15 protein-coding genes and 1 riboswitch are annotated in these 15,386 nt (G+C 74.8%); of the genes, 8 read left to right on the top strand and 7 right to left on the bottom strand.

Annotated features, from left to right (window positions below; translation table 11 throughout):
* Nucleotides 1–114: 114 nt before the first annotated feature.
* Complete coding sequence (locus K2224_RS26190; RefSeq protein ID WP_221908952.1) at nt 115–519, top strand: MerR family transcriptional regulator; 405 nt, start codon at nt 115–117, stop codon at nt 517–519.
* Here the strand turns inward: K2224_RS26190 and K2224_RS26185 are convergent.
* The 3 genes from K2224_RS26185 to thiO all read right to left on the bottom strand — a co-directional run bounded on the left by K2224_RS26185 (nt 516) and on the right by thiO (nt 2,884).
* Nucleotides 516–1,367 carry a thiazole synthase gene (locus tag K2224_RS26185; protein ID WP_221908951.1) on the bottom strand — a complete coding sequence of 284 codons (852 nt, stop codon included), beginning with the start codon at nt 1,365–1,367 and terminating at the stop codon, nt 516–518. The genes K2224_RS26190 and K2224_RS26185 overlap by 4 nt on opposite strands.
* Before the next feature lie 9 nt (nt 1,368–1,376).
* A complete protein-coding gene (thiS, locus tag K2224_RS26180) occupies nt 1,377–1,577 on the bottom strand; it encodes a sulfur carrier protein ThiS (protein ID WP_221909931.1) in 201 nt (66 codons plus the stop codon).
* 74 nt (nt 1,578–1,651) lie between these two features.
* The gene (gene thiO / locus K2224_RS26175) at nt 1,652–2,884 is read right to left on the bottom strand and encodes a glycine oxidase ThiO (RefSeq protein WP_221908950.1); all 1,233 of its coding nucleotides are present in this window, start codon (nt 2,882–2,884) and stop codon (nt 1,652–1,654) included.
* A riboswitch (TPP riboswitch) is annotated at nt 2,882–2,994 on the bottom strand. (Overlaps the previous gene by 3 nt.)
* Nucleotides 2,995–3,151: 157 nt before the next feature.
* Here thiO and K2224_RS26170 point away from each other — a divergent pair.
* From K2224_RS26170 to K2224_RS26150, 5 genes are all read left to right on the top strand, one after another.
* Nucleotides 3,152–4,444 carry an NAD(P)/FAD-dependent oxidoreductase gene (locus K2224_RS26170; protein ID WP_221908949.1) on the top strand — a complete coding sequence of 431 codons (1,293 nt, stop codon included), beginning with the start codon at nt 3,152–3,154 and terminating at the stop codon, nt 4,442–4,444.
* A gap of 133 nt (nt 4,445–4,577) precedes the next feature.
* Nucleotides 4,578–4,943, top strand: coding sequence for an Rv2175c family DNA-binding protein (locus tag K2224_RS26165; RefSeq protein WP_221908948.1), 366 nt, complete (start codon nt 4,578–4,580; stop codon nt 4,941–4,943).
* Nucleotides 4,944–5,044: 101 nt separating this feature from the next.
* Nucleotides 5,045–5,695, top strand: coding sequence for a thiamine phosphate synthase (thiE, locus tag K2224_RS26160; protein WP_221908947.1), 651 nt, complete (start codon nt 5,045–5,047; stop codon nt 5,693–5,695).
* A 129-nt stretch (nt 5,696–5,824) separates the two neighbouring features.
* Entirely contained in the window at nt 5,825–6,742 is a 918-nt protein-coding gene (gene metF, locus K2224_RS26155; RefSeq protein WP_221908946.1) for a methylenetetrahydrofolate reductase [NAD(P)H], read from the top strand.
* Between the two features lie 36 nt (nt 6,743–6,778).
* On the top strand, nt 6,779–7,894 hold the full coding sequence (locus K2224_RS26150) for a hypothetical protein (protein WP_221908945.1): 1,116 nt from the start codon (nt 6,779–6,781) through the stop codon (nt 7,892–7,894).
* 134 nt (nt 7,895–8,028) lie between these two features.
* Here the strand turns inward: K2224_RS26150 and K2224_RS26145 are convergent, their stop codons facing one another.
* The 4 genes from K2224_RS26145 to K2224_RS26130 form a co-directional block, all read right to left on the bottom strand.
* Nucleotides 8,029–9,543 (bottom strand): NAD(P)/FAD-dependent oxidoreductase, encoded by a 1,515-nt coding sequence (locus tag K2224_RS26145; protein ID WP_221908944.1) that lies wholly within the window; start codon nt 9,541–9,543, stop codon nt 8,029–8,031.
* A gap of 65 nt (nt 9,544–9,608) precedes the next feature.
* Complete coding sequence (locus K2224_RS26140) at nt 9,609–10,232, bottom strand: DUF4126 domain-containing protein (protein ID WP_221908943.1); 624 nt, start codon at nt 10,230–10,232, stop codon at nt 9,609–9,611.
* Nucleotides 10,233–10,615: 383 nt separating this feature from the next.
* Entirely contained in the window at nt 10,616–11,230 is a 615-nt protein-coding gene (locus K2224_RS26135) for a TetR/AcrR family transcriptional regulator (RefSeq protein ID WP_221908942.1), read from the bottom strand.
* Between the two features lie 35 nt (nt 11,231–11,265).
* Complete coding sequence (locus tag K2224_RS26130; RefSeq protein WP_221908941.1) at nt 11,266–13,473, bottom strand: YhgE/Pip domain-containing protein; 2,208 nt, start codon at nt 13,471–13,473, stop codon at nt 11,266–11,268.
* Nucleotides 13,474–13,737: 264 nt separating this feature from the next.
* On the opposite strand from K2224_RS26130, the gene K2224_RS26125 reads away from it, so the two are divergent.
* Together K2224_RS26125 and K2224_RS26120 are read left to right on the top strand one after the other, a co-directional pair.
* Nucleotides 13,738–14,232: an SAV_6107 family HEPN domain-containing protein gene (locus K2224_RS26125; protein WP_221908940.1), complete on the top strand. Its 495-nt coding sequence runs from the start codon at nt 13,738–13,740 to the stop codon at nt 14,230–14,232.
* 105 nt (nt 14,233–14,337) lie between these two features.
* Nucleotides 14,338–15,093, top strand: coding sequence for a bifunctional 2-polyprenyl-6-hydroxyphenol methylase/3-demethylubiquinol 3-O-methyltransferase UbiG (locus tag K2224_RS26120; protein WP_221908939.1), 756 nt, complete (start codon nt 14,338–14,340; stop codon nt 15,091–15,093).
* Nucleotides 15,094–15,386 lie beyond the last annotated feature (293 nt).

Here is a 15,386-nt window from a genome sequence, read left to right as displayed (position 1 = left end):
GCGGCCGGCCCGGGGCTGGTCCGGCACGGAATAATCCGGCCGCGGACGTGGTCGCACCCCAGGAGGCGGGTCGCGTCGCGCCACCGCACCACCGCACCAGAGGAGGGGGAGCCGATGACGACGCTGCTGATCGGCGAGCTGGCCCGCCGGACCGACACCACCGAGCGGCTGCTGCGCTACTACGAGGAGCAGGGGCTGCTGAGTCCCGGGCGGACCGCCGCCGGCTACCGCCTCTACGAGGAGGCCGACGTCGCCCAGGTCCGCCGCATCCGCACCCTCCTGACCTCCGGGCTGAACACCGCGACCATCGCGCAGGTGCTGCCCTGCCTGCGCGACGACGACGGGCGCCTGGTGCCGACCTGTCCGCAGCTGGTCGGCGAACTGCACCGGGAGCGGGCCCGGCTCACCGACTCCATCGAGGCGCTGCTGGCCTCCCGGGACCTGCTCGACGAGGTGATCACCGCCGCCCCGGCCGAGTTCGCGGAACCGGCCGGGGCGGCGGCGGACCGCGTGGCCTAGAAGGCCGGCCGCTCCGGATCCAGTTCCGGTACGCCCTCGGTGGGCGAGGAGGCCAGCGCGAAGTGGCGGCGCGGGATCCGGCCCGCGCGGTGCGCCAGCCGGCCGGCCACCACCGCGTGCCGCATCGCCGACGCCATCAGCTCCGGCTCCTGGGCGCGGGTCACCGCCGACGCCAGCATCACCGCCGCACAGCCCAGCTCCATGGCGAGCGCGGCGTCCGAGGCGGTGCCGGCGCCGGCGTCCAGGACGACCGGGACACCCGCGCGCTCGGTGATCAGCTGGAAGTTGTGCGGGTTGCGGATACCCAGTCCGGAGCCGATCGGCGAGCCGAGCGGCATGATCGCCGCACAGCCCACGTCCTCCAGCTTCCGGGCCAGGACCGGATCGTCGTTGGTGTACGGGAGCACGGTGAACCCGTCGTCCACGAGGGTCTCGGCGGCGTCCAGCAGCTCCACCGGGTCGGGCAGCAGGGTCCGCTCGTCGGCGACGACCTCCAGCTTGACCCAGTCCGTGCCGAGTGCCTCCCGGGCGAGCCGGGCGGTGAGCACCGCCTCGCCCGCGGTGAAGCAGCCCGCGGTGTTCGGCAGCACCCGGATCCCGTTCCGGGCGAGGACGGAGAGCACCGAGCCCTGCACGGTCGGGTCCAGCCGCCGCATGGCGACGGTCGTCAGCTCCGTGCCGGAGGCCAGCAGGGCGCGCTCCAGGACGTCGAGGCTGGGCGCGCCGCCGGTGCCCATGATGAGCCGGGAGCCGAAGGAGGCCCCGGCGATGGTGAGCGGGTCGGCGCCGGCGGGGGCGGTGCCGGGCGCCGCGGGGGCGGTGCCCCGTTCGACTGTGGTGTCGGTCATGTCCGTGGATCAGCCTCCCTGGACGGCGGTCAGCACCTCGACGCGGTCGCCGTCGCCGAGCGCGGTGGTGGGCCACTGGGTGCGCGGGACGACGGTCTCGTTGACCGCGGCCGCCACGCCGGTCGGCGCCTGGGACAGCGTGGCGACCAGCCGGTCGAGGGTCAGGCCGCCGGGGATCCGGCGGGCGGCCCCGTTGACGGAGACGGACACCGTGGGGCCGTTGGGGGCGCCGGAGTTGTCGGTGGGGTGGGTGGGGTCAGGGGTACCGGGAGTACCGGGGGCGCTCATATGGGCTGCTCCTCGGGGGCACGGGTGCGCTGCTCCTCCTGGACGTCGGGGGAGAAACGCGCGGGGGAGAAGGGGCGGGCCGCTTCCGGGACGGTCCCGGTGGACAGCAGCTCGGCCATCACGTCCCCGGTGACCGGTGTCAGCAGCACGCCGTTGCGGAAGTGGCCGGTGGCCAGGTGGAGGCCGGGCAGCGCGGTGGGCCCGAGCAGCGGTGCGTTGTCGGGCGAGCCGGGGCGCAGCCCGGCCAGGCTCTCGGTCAGCGGCAGTTCGGTCAGGCCCGGGACCAGCTCGTGGGCGTCCCGCAGCAGCTCGTAGACCCCGCCCGCGGTGACCGTGGTGTCCCAGCCCAGCTCCTCGGTGGTGGCGCCGAGGACCAGTTCGCCGCTCTCCCGGGGCACCAGGTAGACGGGATTGCCCCGGACCACGGCCCGTACGGTGCGGGAGAGGAACGGCGGTCCGCCGGGCGGCGGGTCCGGCAGCCGCAGCCGCAGCACCTGCCCCTTGACCGGCCGCACTGGTGGCCGCACGGCCTCCGGGACGCCTTCCAGCCGGCCGCTGAGGCTGCCCCCGGCCAGTACGACCTGGCCGGCCGACAGCCGTGTCCCGTCGGCGAGTTCGACGCCCGAGGCGCGCCCGCCGGCGGTCGTCAGGCGCTCCGCCCGCGTGCGGTGGAAGACCACCCCGGTCCGCTCGCAGGCGGCCAGCAGGGCCCCCGCCAGTCGGCGCGGATCGACCTGGTGGTCGCCGTCCACCCGGAGGCCGCCGCGCACCCCGGGGGCGAGCATCGGCTCCAGCCGGCGGCACTCGCGCCCGGTCAGCCACTGCGAGTCCAGCCCGCAGCGGACCTGGAGGGTGTGCAGTTCCCGCAGGTGGGCGCGGTCGTCGGCGTCCAGCGCGACCTGGAGGGTGCCGCTCCGCCGGTAGCCGATCCGCTGCCCGCTCGCCGCCTCCAGTTCCCGGGTGAACTCCGGATACCGTTGTGCGGAGGCCAGGTTGAGCCCCAGCAGCGTCTCCTCGCCGTAGTGCAGCTCGGTGACCGCGGCCAGCATGCCGGCCGCGACCTGTGCCGCGCCGCCGCCGGGCGCGGGGTCGGCGACCGCGACCCGCAGCCCGCGGCCGGCCGCCCGCCAGGCGGTGACCAGCCCGATGATGCCGCCGCCGACGACCAGCACATCGGGGTGCCGGTCCGCCGGCCGCGGCGGGTCCGATGGTGTGGCGGATGGATGCATGGGCGTCCAGCCCCTCCCTTCGCCGGCATGACCCGGATCAGGTTCGTACGGTCGGAGGCCGGCCAGCCTCCCTCTCAGCCCGGTGCGTCCGGGCTCCCGCGAGTGCGTGCACCACCCTAATACGGGCCGCGGGCCGCCGTAAGGGAGCGCCCGGGCCACGGGCCGGGCCACCGGGGCCGCACCGGGTGCCACGGCGCGTGACGCTGTGTCAGAGATCTCCTTGCGCGGTGCTGCGGGCCGCGTCGCCCGCCGTCCTAAAGTGAGTGGGTGAGCGAGCAGAGCAAGTCTCCCCAGGCCCCTGTCCGCACGCCGCGCGTGGTGATCGCCGGCGCGGGGATGGCGGGTGTGCAGACCGCCGTGGCCCTGCGCGAACAAGGCTGGCGCGGCGCGATCACGCTCCTCGGCGACGAGCCCCACCAGCCCTACGACCGCCCCCCGCTGTCCAAGGCGGTGCTGCTCGGCAAGGCCGACGGCTCCGCCTTCGACATCGACTTCGCCGGTCTCGGCATCGACCTCCACCTCGGCCGCCCGGTCACCGCGCTGCGCCCCGAGGAGCACGTCGTGGAGACCGCCGAGGGCCCGGTCCACTACGACTACGCGGTCCTGGCCACCGGTGCCGAACCGGTCCGGCTGCCCGGCAGCGAGGGGCTCCCCGGAGTCCACCTGCTGCGCACCCTGGACGACGCCGAACGGCTGCGCCCGGTGCTCGCCGCCCAGCACCGGATCGTGGTGGTGGGGGCCGGCTGGATCGGCGCCGAGTTCGCCACCGCCGCCCGCGAGGCCGGCTGCGAGGTCACCGTCGTCGAGGCCGCCGACCACCCGCTGGCCGGCGCGCTGCCCGCCGAGGTCGCCGCGTACATGACCGGCTGGTACGCCGACGCCGGAGCCGAGCTGCGCACCGGCGCCCGGGTCGCCTCCGTCACCGGCGACGCGGTGGCCCTCGCCGACGGCACCGTGCTGCCCGCCGACGCCGTGGTCGTCGGGATCGGCGCCCGCCCCGCCACCGCCTGGCTGGCCGGCTCCGGCGTCGCCCTCTCGCCCGAGGACGGCTCGGTGCTGGCCGACGAGCGGCTGCGCACCTCCGTCCCCGGGGTCTACGCGGTCGGCGACTGCGCCTCCTTCCCGTCGGCCCGTTACGGCACCCGGCTGCTGGTCCACCACTGGGACAACGCCCTCCAGGGGCCCCGCACGGTGGCCGAGAACATCGCCCGCGGCGAGGCGGAAGGGGTGGTCTACGACCCGGTGCCGTACTTCTGGTCCGAGCAGTTCGGGCGGTTCGTGCAGTACGCCGGCCACCACGTGGACGCCGACGAACTGGTCTGGCGCGGCGATCCGGCCGGCGCGGCCTGGTCGGTGATCTGGCTTCGGGGCGGCCGGGAGCCGGGCGAGGGGCCGGCCGAGGGCGGCGCCGGGCGGCCGGCCGGCCGGCTGGTCGCACTGCTGGCCGTGGGGCGGCCGCGGGATCTGGCCCAGGGGCGCCGGCTCATCGAGAAGGGCGCGCTGCTCGACCGGGAGCGGGTCGCGGACGCGACCGTTCCGCTCAAGTCCGCGGTCCTGTAGGGCAGTCCGGTCCGGGGCCGCCGAACGGGGCGGCGCGCGCCCCGGCCCGCCGGGCTCACCCGGCGGTGTGCACGCGCGCGCCGTAGGCGATGCCCGGCTACCGGCTGTCAGTGGGAGGTGGCACGCTTGTCCTGTGACCGAGATTGACGCAAACATCGATGGACTCGTCCCCGCCTGGCTCACCCTCCCCGACATCGCCGAGGAACTCGACGTCGAGGTGACCCGCGTGCGGCAGCTGGTGAAGGAGGGCCAGCTGATCGCGGTGCGCCGCGGCGAGAACCGTGTGCTCCAGGTGCCCGCCGAATTCATCAAGGACGGCAAGGTCGTCAAGGGCCTCGCCGGCACGCTGACGCTCCTGCGGGACGACGGCTTCGCCGACGAGGAGATGCTGGAGTGGCTCTTCACCGCCGATGACACCCTGCCCGGCACCCCGGCGCAGGCGCTGCGCGAGAATCGCGGCACGGAGGTCAAGCGCCGGGCCCAGGCGCTGGCCGTCTGACGCACCCGCGTCCCGCAGCAACCGCACACGCAACCGCATCCACGCGGCGTACGGACCGGCCCGCCCGGTCCGTACGCCGCCGACGAGGGGGAAGCCGCCCGATGACCACCGCTCGACAGGCCCTGGCCGACGCCCGGCTCTATCTGTGCACCGACGCGCGCACCCGCCAGGGCGACCTCCCGCAGTTCCTGGACGCGGTGCTGTCCTCGGGCGTGGACATCGTCCAGCTGCGCGACAAGGGCATGGAGGCCGGCGAGGAGCTGCGCCACCTGGAGGTCTTCGCGGACGCCTGCCGGCGCCACGGCACCCTGCTCGCGGTCAACGACCGCGCGGACGTCGCGCACGCCGCCGGCGCCCAGGTGCTCCACCTCGGCCAGGGGGACCTGCCGGTCCCGGCCGCCCGCGCCCTCCTCGGCCCGGAGCCCCTGATAGGCCGCTCCACCCACGCCGAGGCGGAGGTGGACGCCGCACTCACCGAGCCCGGCGTCGACTACTTCTGCACCGGCCCCTGCTGGCCCACCCCGACCAAGCCCGGCCGGCACGCCCCCGGACTGGACCTCGTCCGGTACGCCGCCGCGCACGAGCCCGAGCGCCCCTGGTTCGCCATCGGCGGGATCGACGCCGGCAACCTCGACGAGGTGCTGGCCGCCGGCGCCCGCCGGGTGGTGGTGGTCCGCGCGATCACCGAGGCCGACGACCCGGGCGCGGCCGCCGCGGAGCTCGCCAAGCGGGTCCGGACCTGGTCCGCCTGAGGAGCGGCGGGCGCCCCCGGAAGCCCCGGGATGGACGCGAGATGTCCACGTAGTGGACAGGAACCGCACCAACCAGGCATTACGCCGATGCCGGTTGGTGTCCGTCCGGGGTGTGGATAACCTGCCGGTATGGCCCTAGGTACAGCTTCCACCAGGACTGATCGCGCACGGACCGTGCGCGACCTGCTTGCTTCCGGTAAGCGCTCCTATTCGTTCGAGTTCGCCGCCCCGAAGACGGAGAAGGGCGAGCGGACCCTGTGGAACGCCATTCGCCGCATCGAGGCCGTCGCCCCGACCTTCGTGTCGGTGACCTACGGTGCCGGTGGCACCTCCCGCGACGGGACGGTCCGTGCCACCGAGCGCATCGCCACCGACACCACCCTCACCCCGGTCGCCCACCTGACCGCGGTCAACCACTCCACCGCCGAGCTGCGCAACGTCATCGGCCAGTACGCCGACGCCGGCATCCGCAACATGCTCGCGCTGCGCGGCGACCCGCCGGGCGACCCCATGGGCGAGTGGATCAGACATCCCGACGGTGTCACCCACGCCGCCGACCTGGTCCGGCTGATCAAGGAGTCCGGCGACTTCTGCGTCGGCGTGGCCGCCTTCCCCGAGATGCACCCGCGCTCGACGGACTGGGAAACCGACATCCGGCACTTCGTCGACAAGTGCCGCGCGGGCGCCGACTTCGCCATCACGCAGATGTTCTTCTACCCGGAGGACTATCTCCGGCTGCGCGACCGGGTCCACGCCGCGGGTTGCCCGACGCCGATCATTCCGGAGATCATGCCGGTCACCAACGTGCGCCAGATCGAGCGGTTCGCGCAGCTCAGCAATGCCGCCTTCCCGCCCGAGCTCGCAGCGCGCATCCTCGCGGTCAAGGACGACCCGGCGGCGGTACGCTCCATTGGCATCGAGTACGCGACGGACCTGTGTGCGCGCTTGATGGCCGAGGACGTGCCCGGGTTGCACTTCATCACCCTGAACCACTCCACGGCCACTCTGGAAATCTACGAGAATCTGGGGCTGCACCAGCGGCCCTGAGCACGGCGGCCGGGATCCGGCGGAAGAGGGGCGCATATGGGCTGGACGATCCTCTACATCGCGTTCGCCCTGGTCGCCCTGTGGCTGCTCGGCGAGGTGCTGTTCCAGAACAAGGCACCGCTGCGCTGGCGGTTGCTGGCGCTGGGCGGCTTCCTGGGCGTGGTGACCGGCGTGCTCCTGCCGTCGGTCGTCGTGATCGCGCTGGGAGCGGTCGCCTTCGCGATCGGGCAGACGTATGTCACGCTCTCCGTCCGCCGCGGCTACACCGAGGGCTGGACGATCGGCGGACGGCCCAAGCCGAACCGCCGGCGCCGCGCCCGCCCCTCCCGCGGCGCCGCCGCCGGACCGAACCTCCAGGTCTCCGGGCTGACGGAGGAGACGCCGCCGGACGCCGCCGGGAGCGGCACGGAGCCGGCGGCCGGCGACCACGGGAACCACGGCGACGACGGCATCGGGACCGGAGGCCCCTACGCGCCGCAGCAGGACCCGGCCGCCCCCGGTGAACCGCCCGCCGCCGCCCCGGACTTCGGCTATGCCTACGCCTACGCCGACGCCCCCACCGTCTACGCGCCCCAGCCGATGCCGGACGAGACCGGGACCTACGGCGTCTACAGCCCCGACGCCCGCCCCGACCAGCCCGGCGACGCCTCGTACGACCTCTTCGGAAACGTCACTGCAGAGGGCGAGGGCCACGGCTACGGCGAGGCCAACGGCCATGCCTACGGCGGCGGTTACGGCCAGCCCGCAGGTCAGCCCACCGGGCAGCCCGCTGGTCAGGACGGCTACGCCGACCCCTACCCGGCCTACGACGACGGCTCCTACCACCACGGTGCCCAGGCGCCCTACTCCGACCCGTACATCGGCGCCCAGCAGTACGCCGCGCACTACGAGCCGTACGAGGAGCCCGATCCGTTCGGCCGGCCGCCGTACCAGCCCGATGCCTACGACGCCTTCGGCGGGCAGCCCGGCCATCAGGACGAGCAGAGCCAGCACGGCCAGCACGCGCAGCCGTACGGCCAGGAGCAGTACCCCCAGCCGCCGCCGGACGGGGTCTGGGTGCCGCAGCAGCGCGACACCGGGCACCACCCGGCCGAGCAGCCGTCCTACCCGCCCCAGCAGCCGGGATACGGCGAGCAGTACTACCACTACTGAGCGGCGGGACCGGGGCGGCCGGGCGGGTCAGCTCGGCCAACTCGGGGCGCTCGGGCGCTTGTTGGGTGCAGCCCGGCCCTGGGTGGCGCCCGCGTTCCCCCGCACCGCCCCCGGCGTTCCGATGCGCCCCGGGCTCACTCCGAGCCGTGCCAGTCGTCGCCGTGCACGATCAGGCCGGCGACGAGCGCCCCGGACATCCCCGCGTGCGCCAGCCCGCCGCCGGGGTGGGACCAGCCGCCGACGGCGTAGAGCCCCGGTATCCGGGTGCGGTTGCCGGGCCGCAGGAAGCGCCCCTCCCGGCCCGGCAGTGCCGGACCGGGCACCGGGCCGCTGTCGGCCGGCGAGCGGACCTCCCGCCACAGCACCCGCTCCCGCAGGCCCGGTACGGCCGCCTCGGCGGTCTCGACCAGCCGGTCCGCGGCCCGCTCCAGGGCCCCGGGACCGAGCCGGTCCACGGGGCCGTGGGCGACGGCGGCCGTGAGGGTCACCGCCTCGTGATCGTCGTCGGGACGGGTCGCGGGGTCGTCGGGGCGCAGCACCGTCACCGTCGGCCGGGCGCACGGCTCCTGGGGGCCTTCGCCGAAGACGGCGGCCAGCTCCGCGGCGCGGTCGGCGGCGTGGACCACCGTGCGGTGCACCGCGTCCGCCGGGCGGGCGCCGCGCAGTGCCAGGCAGACCGTCAGCCGCGCGGCGGCCCCCTCGCCCGGCCCCGGAGCGGGGCGGACGTCGCCCTCGTCCCACAGGGCACGGCCGGCGCAGAGCTCCGGCAACCGGACCGGGTCGATGCCCGAGATCACGAACTCGGCGTCGGCCGACCGCCCGTCGGCCAGCTCCACACCGGCGGCCCGGCCGTCCTTCGCCACGATCCGGGTCACCTCGGCGCCGAAGGTGAACTCCACCCTGCGGGCCAGGCAGCGCTCGTACAGCGCGTCGGCCAGCGCCCGCATGCCGCCGGCGACGTACCAACTGCCGAAGGTCTGCTCCATGTAGGGCAGCACGGCCGCGCTCGCCGGGGCGGTGCGCGGATCGAAGCCGTACGCCAGGGCGTGGCTCTCCAGGAGGGCGGTCAGCCGGGGGTCGGCCAGTTCGCGGCGGGCGACCTCGGCGAGGGTGGCGGTCGTCGGGCCCTTGCCGCGGCCCGGCCCGAACAGGCGGCGCCGGCGCACCGCCGGATACGGGTCGCGGCCCAGCACCTTCCAGTCGGCCCGCAGCGGCTCCTCCAGGAGCGGCCGGCGGGTGGCGTCCCACGCCTCCCGGGCGCGCACCATCAGGTCGCTCCAGCGCTCGCCACGGCCGGCGCCGAGGGCCTCGTCCAGGGCGGCGAGGACGCCGGCCCGCGAGGCGTTCGGCAGCGTGGCGACGGTGCCGTCGGGGAAGACATGCCGGCTCGCGGGATCGACCTGGGTCAGCTCGACGCACTGCTCCAGCGGCTCACGGCCGGTCTTGACGAACAGATCGCGGTAGACCGCCGGCAGATGCAGCAGGCCGGGCCCGGTGTCGAAGGCGAAGCCGTCCCGCTCGAACCGCCCCACCGCGCCGCCGTACGTCGCACCGCGCTCGAACACCGCCACCCGGTGGCCCGCGACGGCCAGCCGGGCGGCGGCCGCCATGGCGCCCATCCCGGCGCCGATCACTGCAATCCCTGCCATGCCTGCGACTTTAACCGGCGGCACCGACAACGCCGCCGACGGTCGCCGCCCGCCCGGCGGCGGGCTCAGCCGGGCGGTGGCGCGGCGTCGGCGTCCGCCACGGCGAGCCGCCGCTCCGCGCGCCGCGCACGCCGGCGCCGCAGATACCGCCGGATCCGCGACCACAGCAGGACCACCACCGCGATCCCCGCGACCAGCAGCACCGCCGCGATGCCCGCCGCGATCCACGGATGGAACAGCGCGAACGCGACGAGCCCCGCGACGCCGAGGTCCTCGGCCAGGCTCACCACGATGTTGCTGGCCGGCTCCGGCGAGGTGTTGACCGCGATCCGGGTGCCCGCCTTGACCAGATGGCTCACCAGCGCCGTGGAGCCGCCCACGGCGCCGGCCGCCAGCTGGGGCAGCGACCCGTCGTGCCCGGCCAGCAGCGCCGCCACCACCCCGCCGGCGATCGGCCGGATCACGGTGTGCACGGCGTCCCAGACGGAGTCCACGTACGGGACCTTGTCGGCGATCGCCTCGGCCAGGAAGAGCACCGCGGCGACGATCAGCACATCGGGCCGCTCCAGCGCGGCGGGGACCTCGTCGGAGACCCCGGTCGCGCCGAGCAGACCGAGGAGCAGGACGACGGCGTAGGCGTTGATCCCGCTCGCCCAGCCACTGGTGAAGACCAAGGGAAGTACGGACACGCCGCAGATCGTAGGCGCTGTAGGGGCCCCGGCGCCCGGTTCGTGGCGCCGGGTGCTCAGCTTTGAGTATCCGTACTCAGACGGCGAGATGAGTAGGTACGCGGATGGGCCGGCGCCCGCCCGGACGGAAGAGTGGAGGCCACGGACGGGAAGCGGCGCCGCACCGCCGACACGGGGCGGCGGAACGGCGCGGCTCCCGGACGGAACGGGGGAACGACGGGGGAGTACGGGGGAATGACGGGGGACGGTGCTGCCCTGGTCGGATCGGTCGGGGGAACGATCCGTGCCAGGGCAGCGCCCATTTGTCGGTACGGGCCCGTGTGCCCGAACAGGCTCGTGTGCCCGAACGGGGCCGTGGGCGCTCCGGGGGGAGCGGGGGCTCCCTAGGCGGGCCGGCCGGTGACCCGCCCCTGGAGGAGCCGGGACAGCGCCGCGTGCACATCGTCGATCGACCGGTCCGGCTGGTACGACTGCCAGTCCAGGGCGGCCACCAGGACCATGCCGAACAGCGCCGAGGCGGTCAGCGGGATGTCGATCTCCTCGCTCAGCTCCCCGCCGGCCACGGCCTCCCGCAGGACGTTCTCCACCACGGTGATGGCGCGCTCCCGCACCACCATGAGCGTGGACTGCCACGCCCGGTTGGTGCGCCACAGCTCGGCGACGTAGAGCTGGGTGAGCGCCGGGTAGCGGGCGATGAACTCCAGGCCCGCCCGGATCATCGCGTCCAGGGCGTCGACCCGGGTGCCGCCCCCGTCGGCGACCTCTTCGGCGGCCGCCTGGAGGGACGTCGCCAACAACTCGATGCCGTGCCGCAGCAACTCCTCGAAGAGGACGTTCTTGCTCGCGAAGTTGTAGTACACCGTGCCCTTCGCGACCCCCGCCCGCTCGGCGATCTCGTCCACCGTGGTGGAGGAGAAGCCCTGTTCGGCGATGAGCGTGACCGCGGCCTCGAAGAGCTTGCGCCGGGTGGCGTCGCGGCGTGTGTTGGAGCTGTCCATGGGGGCGATTCTGCCGGTAGTCACTGTGTGCGCGCTCACAGGCTCAGTTCCGGGTGGAGGTCCTTCATCCGCACCACCTGGCGGCCGCGCGCCGCCAGGGCGGTCAGCGCGAGCCCCCCGAGGGTGAAGGCCAGCAGCACCGCACCGCCCTGCCACACGGGTGCCAGGTCGCCGCCCGTGATGAGCCGGCGCAGTCCCTCGACGACGTAACTCATCGGCAGGAAGGGGTGGACGGCCCCGAAGAAGCCCGGACTGGTCTGCACCGGATAGGTGCCGCCCGCCGACGTCAGCTGGAGCATCAGCAGCGCCAGCACGAGAATCCGGCCGGCCGGCCCGAACTTGGCGTTCAGCCACTGCACGAGCGCCGAGAAGCAGCCCGTGACCAGGATCAGGAAGCCGATCGTGCCGGCTGCCCGGGCCATCTGGAGGCCGAGCGCGAAGTGCAGCACGGCCATCAGCGCGGCGGTCTGGAGCACCCCGATGCCGAACACCGGCAGCCAACCGGACAGCGCCACCCGCCAGGAGGGCGCGCCCATCGCCAGCGCCCTGCGGTTGAGCGGCGGGATCAGCATGTACGCCACCATCGCGCCCACCCACAGGGACAGCGGGATGAAATACGGGGCGAACCCGGTGCCGTAGTTGGGCGCCTTGTGGGCCGAACCGGACGCCAACTGCACCGGGTCGGACATGACCAGGGTGCGCGCGTCGCGGTCCTGCCGGTCGTAGTCGGGGATCTGCCGTGCCCCGTCGTGCAGTCCGCCGGCCAGCTGCGCGGAGCCGTCGGAGAGCTTGAACATCCCGCCGTCCAGCGTCCGCGCGCCGTCCTTGAGGCGGCCGACGCCGGCGTCCAGGTCGGTCATCCCGGCGGCGGCGCGCCCGGTGCCGTCGTGCAGCTGCCGGGCCCCGGTGCCCAGCCGGTCCGCGCCGGCCGCCAACTGGGCGTTGCCCGCGGCCAGTTGGCGGGCGCCGGCGGAGACCTCGTGCGCGCCCTCGTTGAGGTCGTTGATCTTCCGCACCGCGGCGTCCATGTCGGCGCCGAGGGTCGGGCCGTGCGCGGCCAGTTCGGAGGCGAGGGAGTGCAGGGTGTCCAGGTCCCGGCCGAGCCGGTCGAGGTTCTTCTGGTCGTGGACGTAGCCGCTGACCTCTTCGGCGGTGCCCGCCGCCGCGTCCGCCTGTTCGGTGAGCTGCTTCAGCTCGGCGCAGTCGGCCGCCAGGTCGAGGCCGGTGCCGCAGCGCAGCCGGTAGTACGCGGCGAGGTGGTCGGAGATGCCGCGGGAGAGCCTGGCGCCCGTGGACGCCGCCGCGGGCAGCTTGTCCAGGTGGTCGCGGACCGCCTGGGCGCCGTCCGCGACCAGTCGCGCGGCCTCCCCGATCTCCTTGCCGTGGGCCCGGACGAACGGCCCCACCTTGCCGACGACCCCGTTGACGGTGTCGGCGAGCTGCTGGGTCCCCTGGGCCACCTGCCCGGAACCGTCGGCCAGTTGGCGCGACCCCTCGGCGGCGACGCCGGCGCCCTTGGCGAGGTCGGCGCCGCCCCGGCTGAGCCGTCCGGCGCCGGCGTCGAGGTCGCCGAGGCCGCCGGCCAACCGGGCGCTCCCGTTCTTGGCGGTGCCCAGGCCGTCGGCCAGTCTGCCGGCGCCGTCCTCGGCCTGCCCGATGCCGTCCTTGAGCCGGTCCGCGCCGTCGGCGGCCTGCTCCGTTTTGCCGTGCAGGGTGGAGAAGGAGACGAAGATCTTGTCGAGGAAGGTCCGCGACGCCTTGGCCGAGGCCGCCGCGCGCACCTCGGAGAAGACCGTCCGGGAGATCTGGCCGACGATGTAGTTGTTGGCGTCGTTGGTGCGCACCTTCAGGGCGCCGGTCTCCGGGTGGTCCCCGGAGCTGGAGGCGAGCCGCCGGCTGAAGTCCCGCGGAATGGACAGCGAGAGGAAGTACGTGCCGTCCTCGACTCCCCGGCCGGCCTCCTCGGCGTCCACCTGGTGCCAGTCGAAGGTGTGGCTGTCGCGCAGCCCGGCGACGATGCCGGCGCCCGCGGAGAGGTGCTGCCCGCCGACGTCGGCGCCCCGGTCCTCGTCGACGAGTGCGACCGGTATCCGGTCCAGCCGGCTGTAGGGATCCCAGAAGGAGCACAGGTACAGCGCTCCGTACAGGAGGGGCAGCAGCAGGAGCGCGGCCAGTGCGGCGCGCGGCAGCTTCCCCCTGCCGAACCGCTTCAGCTCAAGCGCGGCCAGCTTCGGCGAGCGCATCGGCCGCCCCCTCCTCGTCGTGTCCGCCGTCCACGAACCCTCCCTTGCACTGACTGGTCAGTTGAAAGTAGGGACCCCTCCCGCTCTCCGCAAGGGGTTCCCCGGAATTCCGCGAAAACCGTTCCCGGTTCCCCGCGCGATGTCCGCTTTTCCGGCGAAACCGCAGGTCAGGGTCGATTGTCAGTGGTGTGCCGCACGATGGGTGCATACGGTCCGCATCGGCACGCCGGTCCCCAACCGCCGTGCGACGACAGGAGGTTCGTCATGGCAGCTCGTCCCGCCGCGGGCAGCTCCGCTGCGTACGGTCCCCCGAGCGATGTCCACCCCGTCCTGCGCCGGGCGGCCGCGCCGCCCGCCGCCCTCGACCTGCTCACCAAGGCCCGGCGGGGTCTCGACGAGGCCGAGACCCAGCAGTCCGCCAACGAACGCTTCGCCACCGCCCATCTGGCCGCGCTGCGCGCCGCGGCCGCGGTCCTCGCCGTGCGCGGCCGGCCGGAGCCCACCGCGCGCCGCCGGAAGTCCATCCGGAGCGCCTGGGAGGTGCTGCCCGAGGTCGCCCCCGAACTCACCGAGTGGAGCGCCCTGTTCGCGGCCGGCGCCGACCGCCGGGCCCGGGCCGAGGCCGGCATAGCCGGCGCGGCGAGCCACCGCGACGCCGACGACCTGCTGCGGGACGCCGGGATGTTCCTCCGCCTCGTCGAGCGGATGCTCCGGCTCCAGCCGGTGCTGCCGCCCCAGCGGATCGAGCGGGCCGGCTGACCGCCCGCGCCTCGGCGGCGCGCGGGCCGGGCGCCGCACCCGGCGGAATACGGAATAGGGTGGTGAGCGACTGGATGTTCTTGCCCCGCCGAGGAGCCACCCACCGTGTCTGACCCGCTGCGCCCGCGCGCCTCCCTTCGTACCGCCGTGGTCTGGGACGTCCTCAAGGACGCCCTGGAGCGCCGGGTCAAGGCCGCCGGGCGCGACGCCCTGGACGTCCTCGACACCGGCGGCGGCAGCGGCAACTTCGCCGTCCCGGTGGCCCGTCTCGGCCACCGCGTCACCGTCGTCGACCCCAGCCCCAACGCCCTCTTCGCCCTGGAGCGCCGAGCCGCCGAGGCCGGGGTCGCCGACCGCATCCGCGGTGTCCAGGGCGATGCCCACGGCCTGTTCCAGGTCGTCGAGCGCGGCGGCTACGACGCGGTGCTCTGCCACGGCGTGCTGGAGTACGTCGACGACCCCGCCGAGGGCCTGCGCAACGCCGTCGGCGCCCTGCGCCCCGCCGGCACCCTCAGCCTGCTCGCCGCCGGCCTGGGCGGGGCGGTCCTCGCCCGTGCCCTGGCGGGCCACTTCACCGAGGCCCGCCGGGCCCTCACCGACCCGGCCGGCCGCTGGGGCGAGGGCGACCCGGTGCCCCGCCGGTTCACCGCCGAGCAGCTGACCGACCTGGTCACCGGCAGCGGCCTCCAGGTCGGTGCGGTGCACGGGGTGCGGATCTTCGCCGACCTGGTCCCCGGCGTCCTGGTCGACACCGAGCCCGGCGCGGTGGACGCCCTGCTGAAGCTGGAGGCCGCCGCGGCGGAGCAGCCCGCGTTCCACTCCGTCGCCACCCAGCTGCACGTCCTCGCCGAGCGCGACTGACCGGCCGTGCGGCCGCCCGGTCCCGCTGCGGCCGACCGCGCGGCAGCGCCGCCGAGGGGACCGGGCGACGCCCGCGAGTACCGCGTGCGGTCGGCCACAGGCCACCCGAACAGCCGCTTCGCCCCGTATGATCGGGGTACCACGTTCCGGCATGACGGACAGGCGGGTGGGGAATGCAGCCAGCATCACCACCGCGCAGCCGCGGCGGTGCGGACGGTGAAGTGGCGTTGAGGGGCGGGTTTCACGGGGGCGATTCCCTGCCTATCCTGAAGGGGCCGCACCCGGTCGCCCCC

The organism is Streptomyces sp. BHT-5-2 (assembly GCF_019774615.1).
Lineage (GTDB): Bacteria > Actinomycetota > Actinomycetes > Streptomycetales > Streptomycetaceae > Streptomyces.
Note: the sequence above shows the minus strand (reverse complement) of the source record. Positions and strands in the feature narration are given on the sequence as shown.

Coding starts and splice junctions, on each gene's coding strand:
- K2224_RS26190 (WP_221908952.1), top strand. CDS start 115: ATGACGACGCTGCTGATCGGCGAGCTGGCCCGCCGGACCGACACCACC.
- K2224_RS26185 (WP_221908951.1), bottom strand. CDS start 1,367: ATGACCGACACCACAGTCGAACGGGGCACCGCCCCCGCGGCGCCCGGC.
- thiO (WP_221908950.1), bottom strand. CDS start 2,884: ATGCATCCATCCGCCACACCATCGGACCCGCCGCGGCCGGCGGACCGG.
- thiE (WP_221908947.1), top strand. CDS start 5,045: ATGACCACCGCTCGACAGGCCCTGGCCGACGCCCGGCTCTATCTGTGC.
- metF (WP_221908946.1), top strand. CDS start 5,825: ATGGCCCTAGGTACAGCTTCCACCAGGACTGATCGCGCACGGACCGTG.
- K2224_RS26150 (WP_221908945.1), top strand. CDS start 6,779: ATGGGCTGGACGATCCTCTACATCGCGTTCGCCCTGGTCGCCCTGTGG.
- K2224_RS26145 (WP_221908944.1), bottom strand. CDS start 9,543: ATGGCAGGGATTGCAGTGATCGGCGCCGGGATGGGCGCCATGGCGGCC.
- K2224_RS26135 (WP_221908942.1), bottom strand. CDS start 11,230: ATGGACAGCTCCAACACACGCCGCGACGCCACCCGGCGCAAGCTCTTC.
- K2224_RS26130 (WP_221908941.1), bottom strand. CDS start 13,473: ATGCGCTCGCCGAAGCTGGCCGCGCTTGAGCTGAAGCGGTTCGGCAGG.
- K2224_RS26125 (WP_221908940.1), top strand. CDS start 13,738: ATGGCAGCTCGTCCCGCCGCGGGCAGCTCCGCTGCGTACGGTCCCCCG.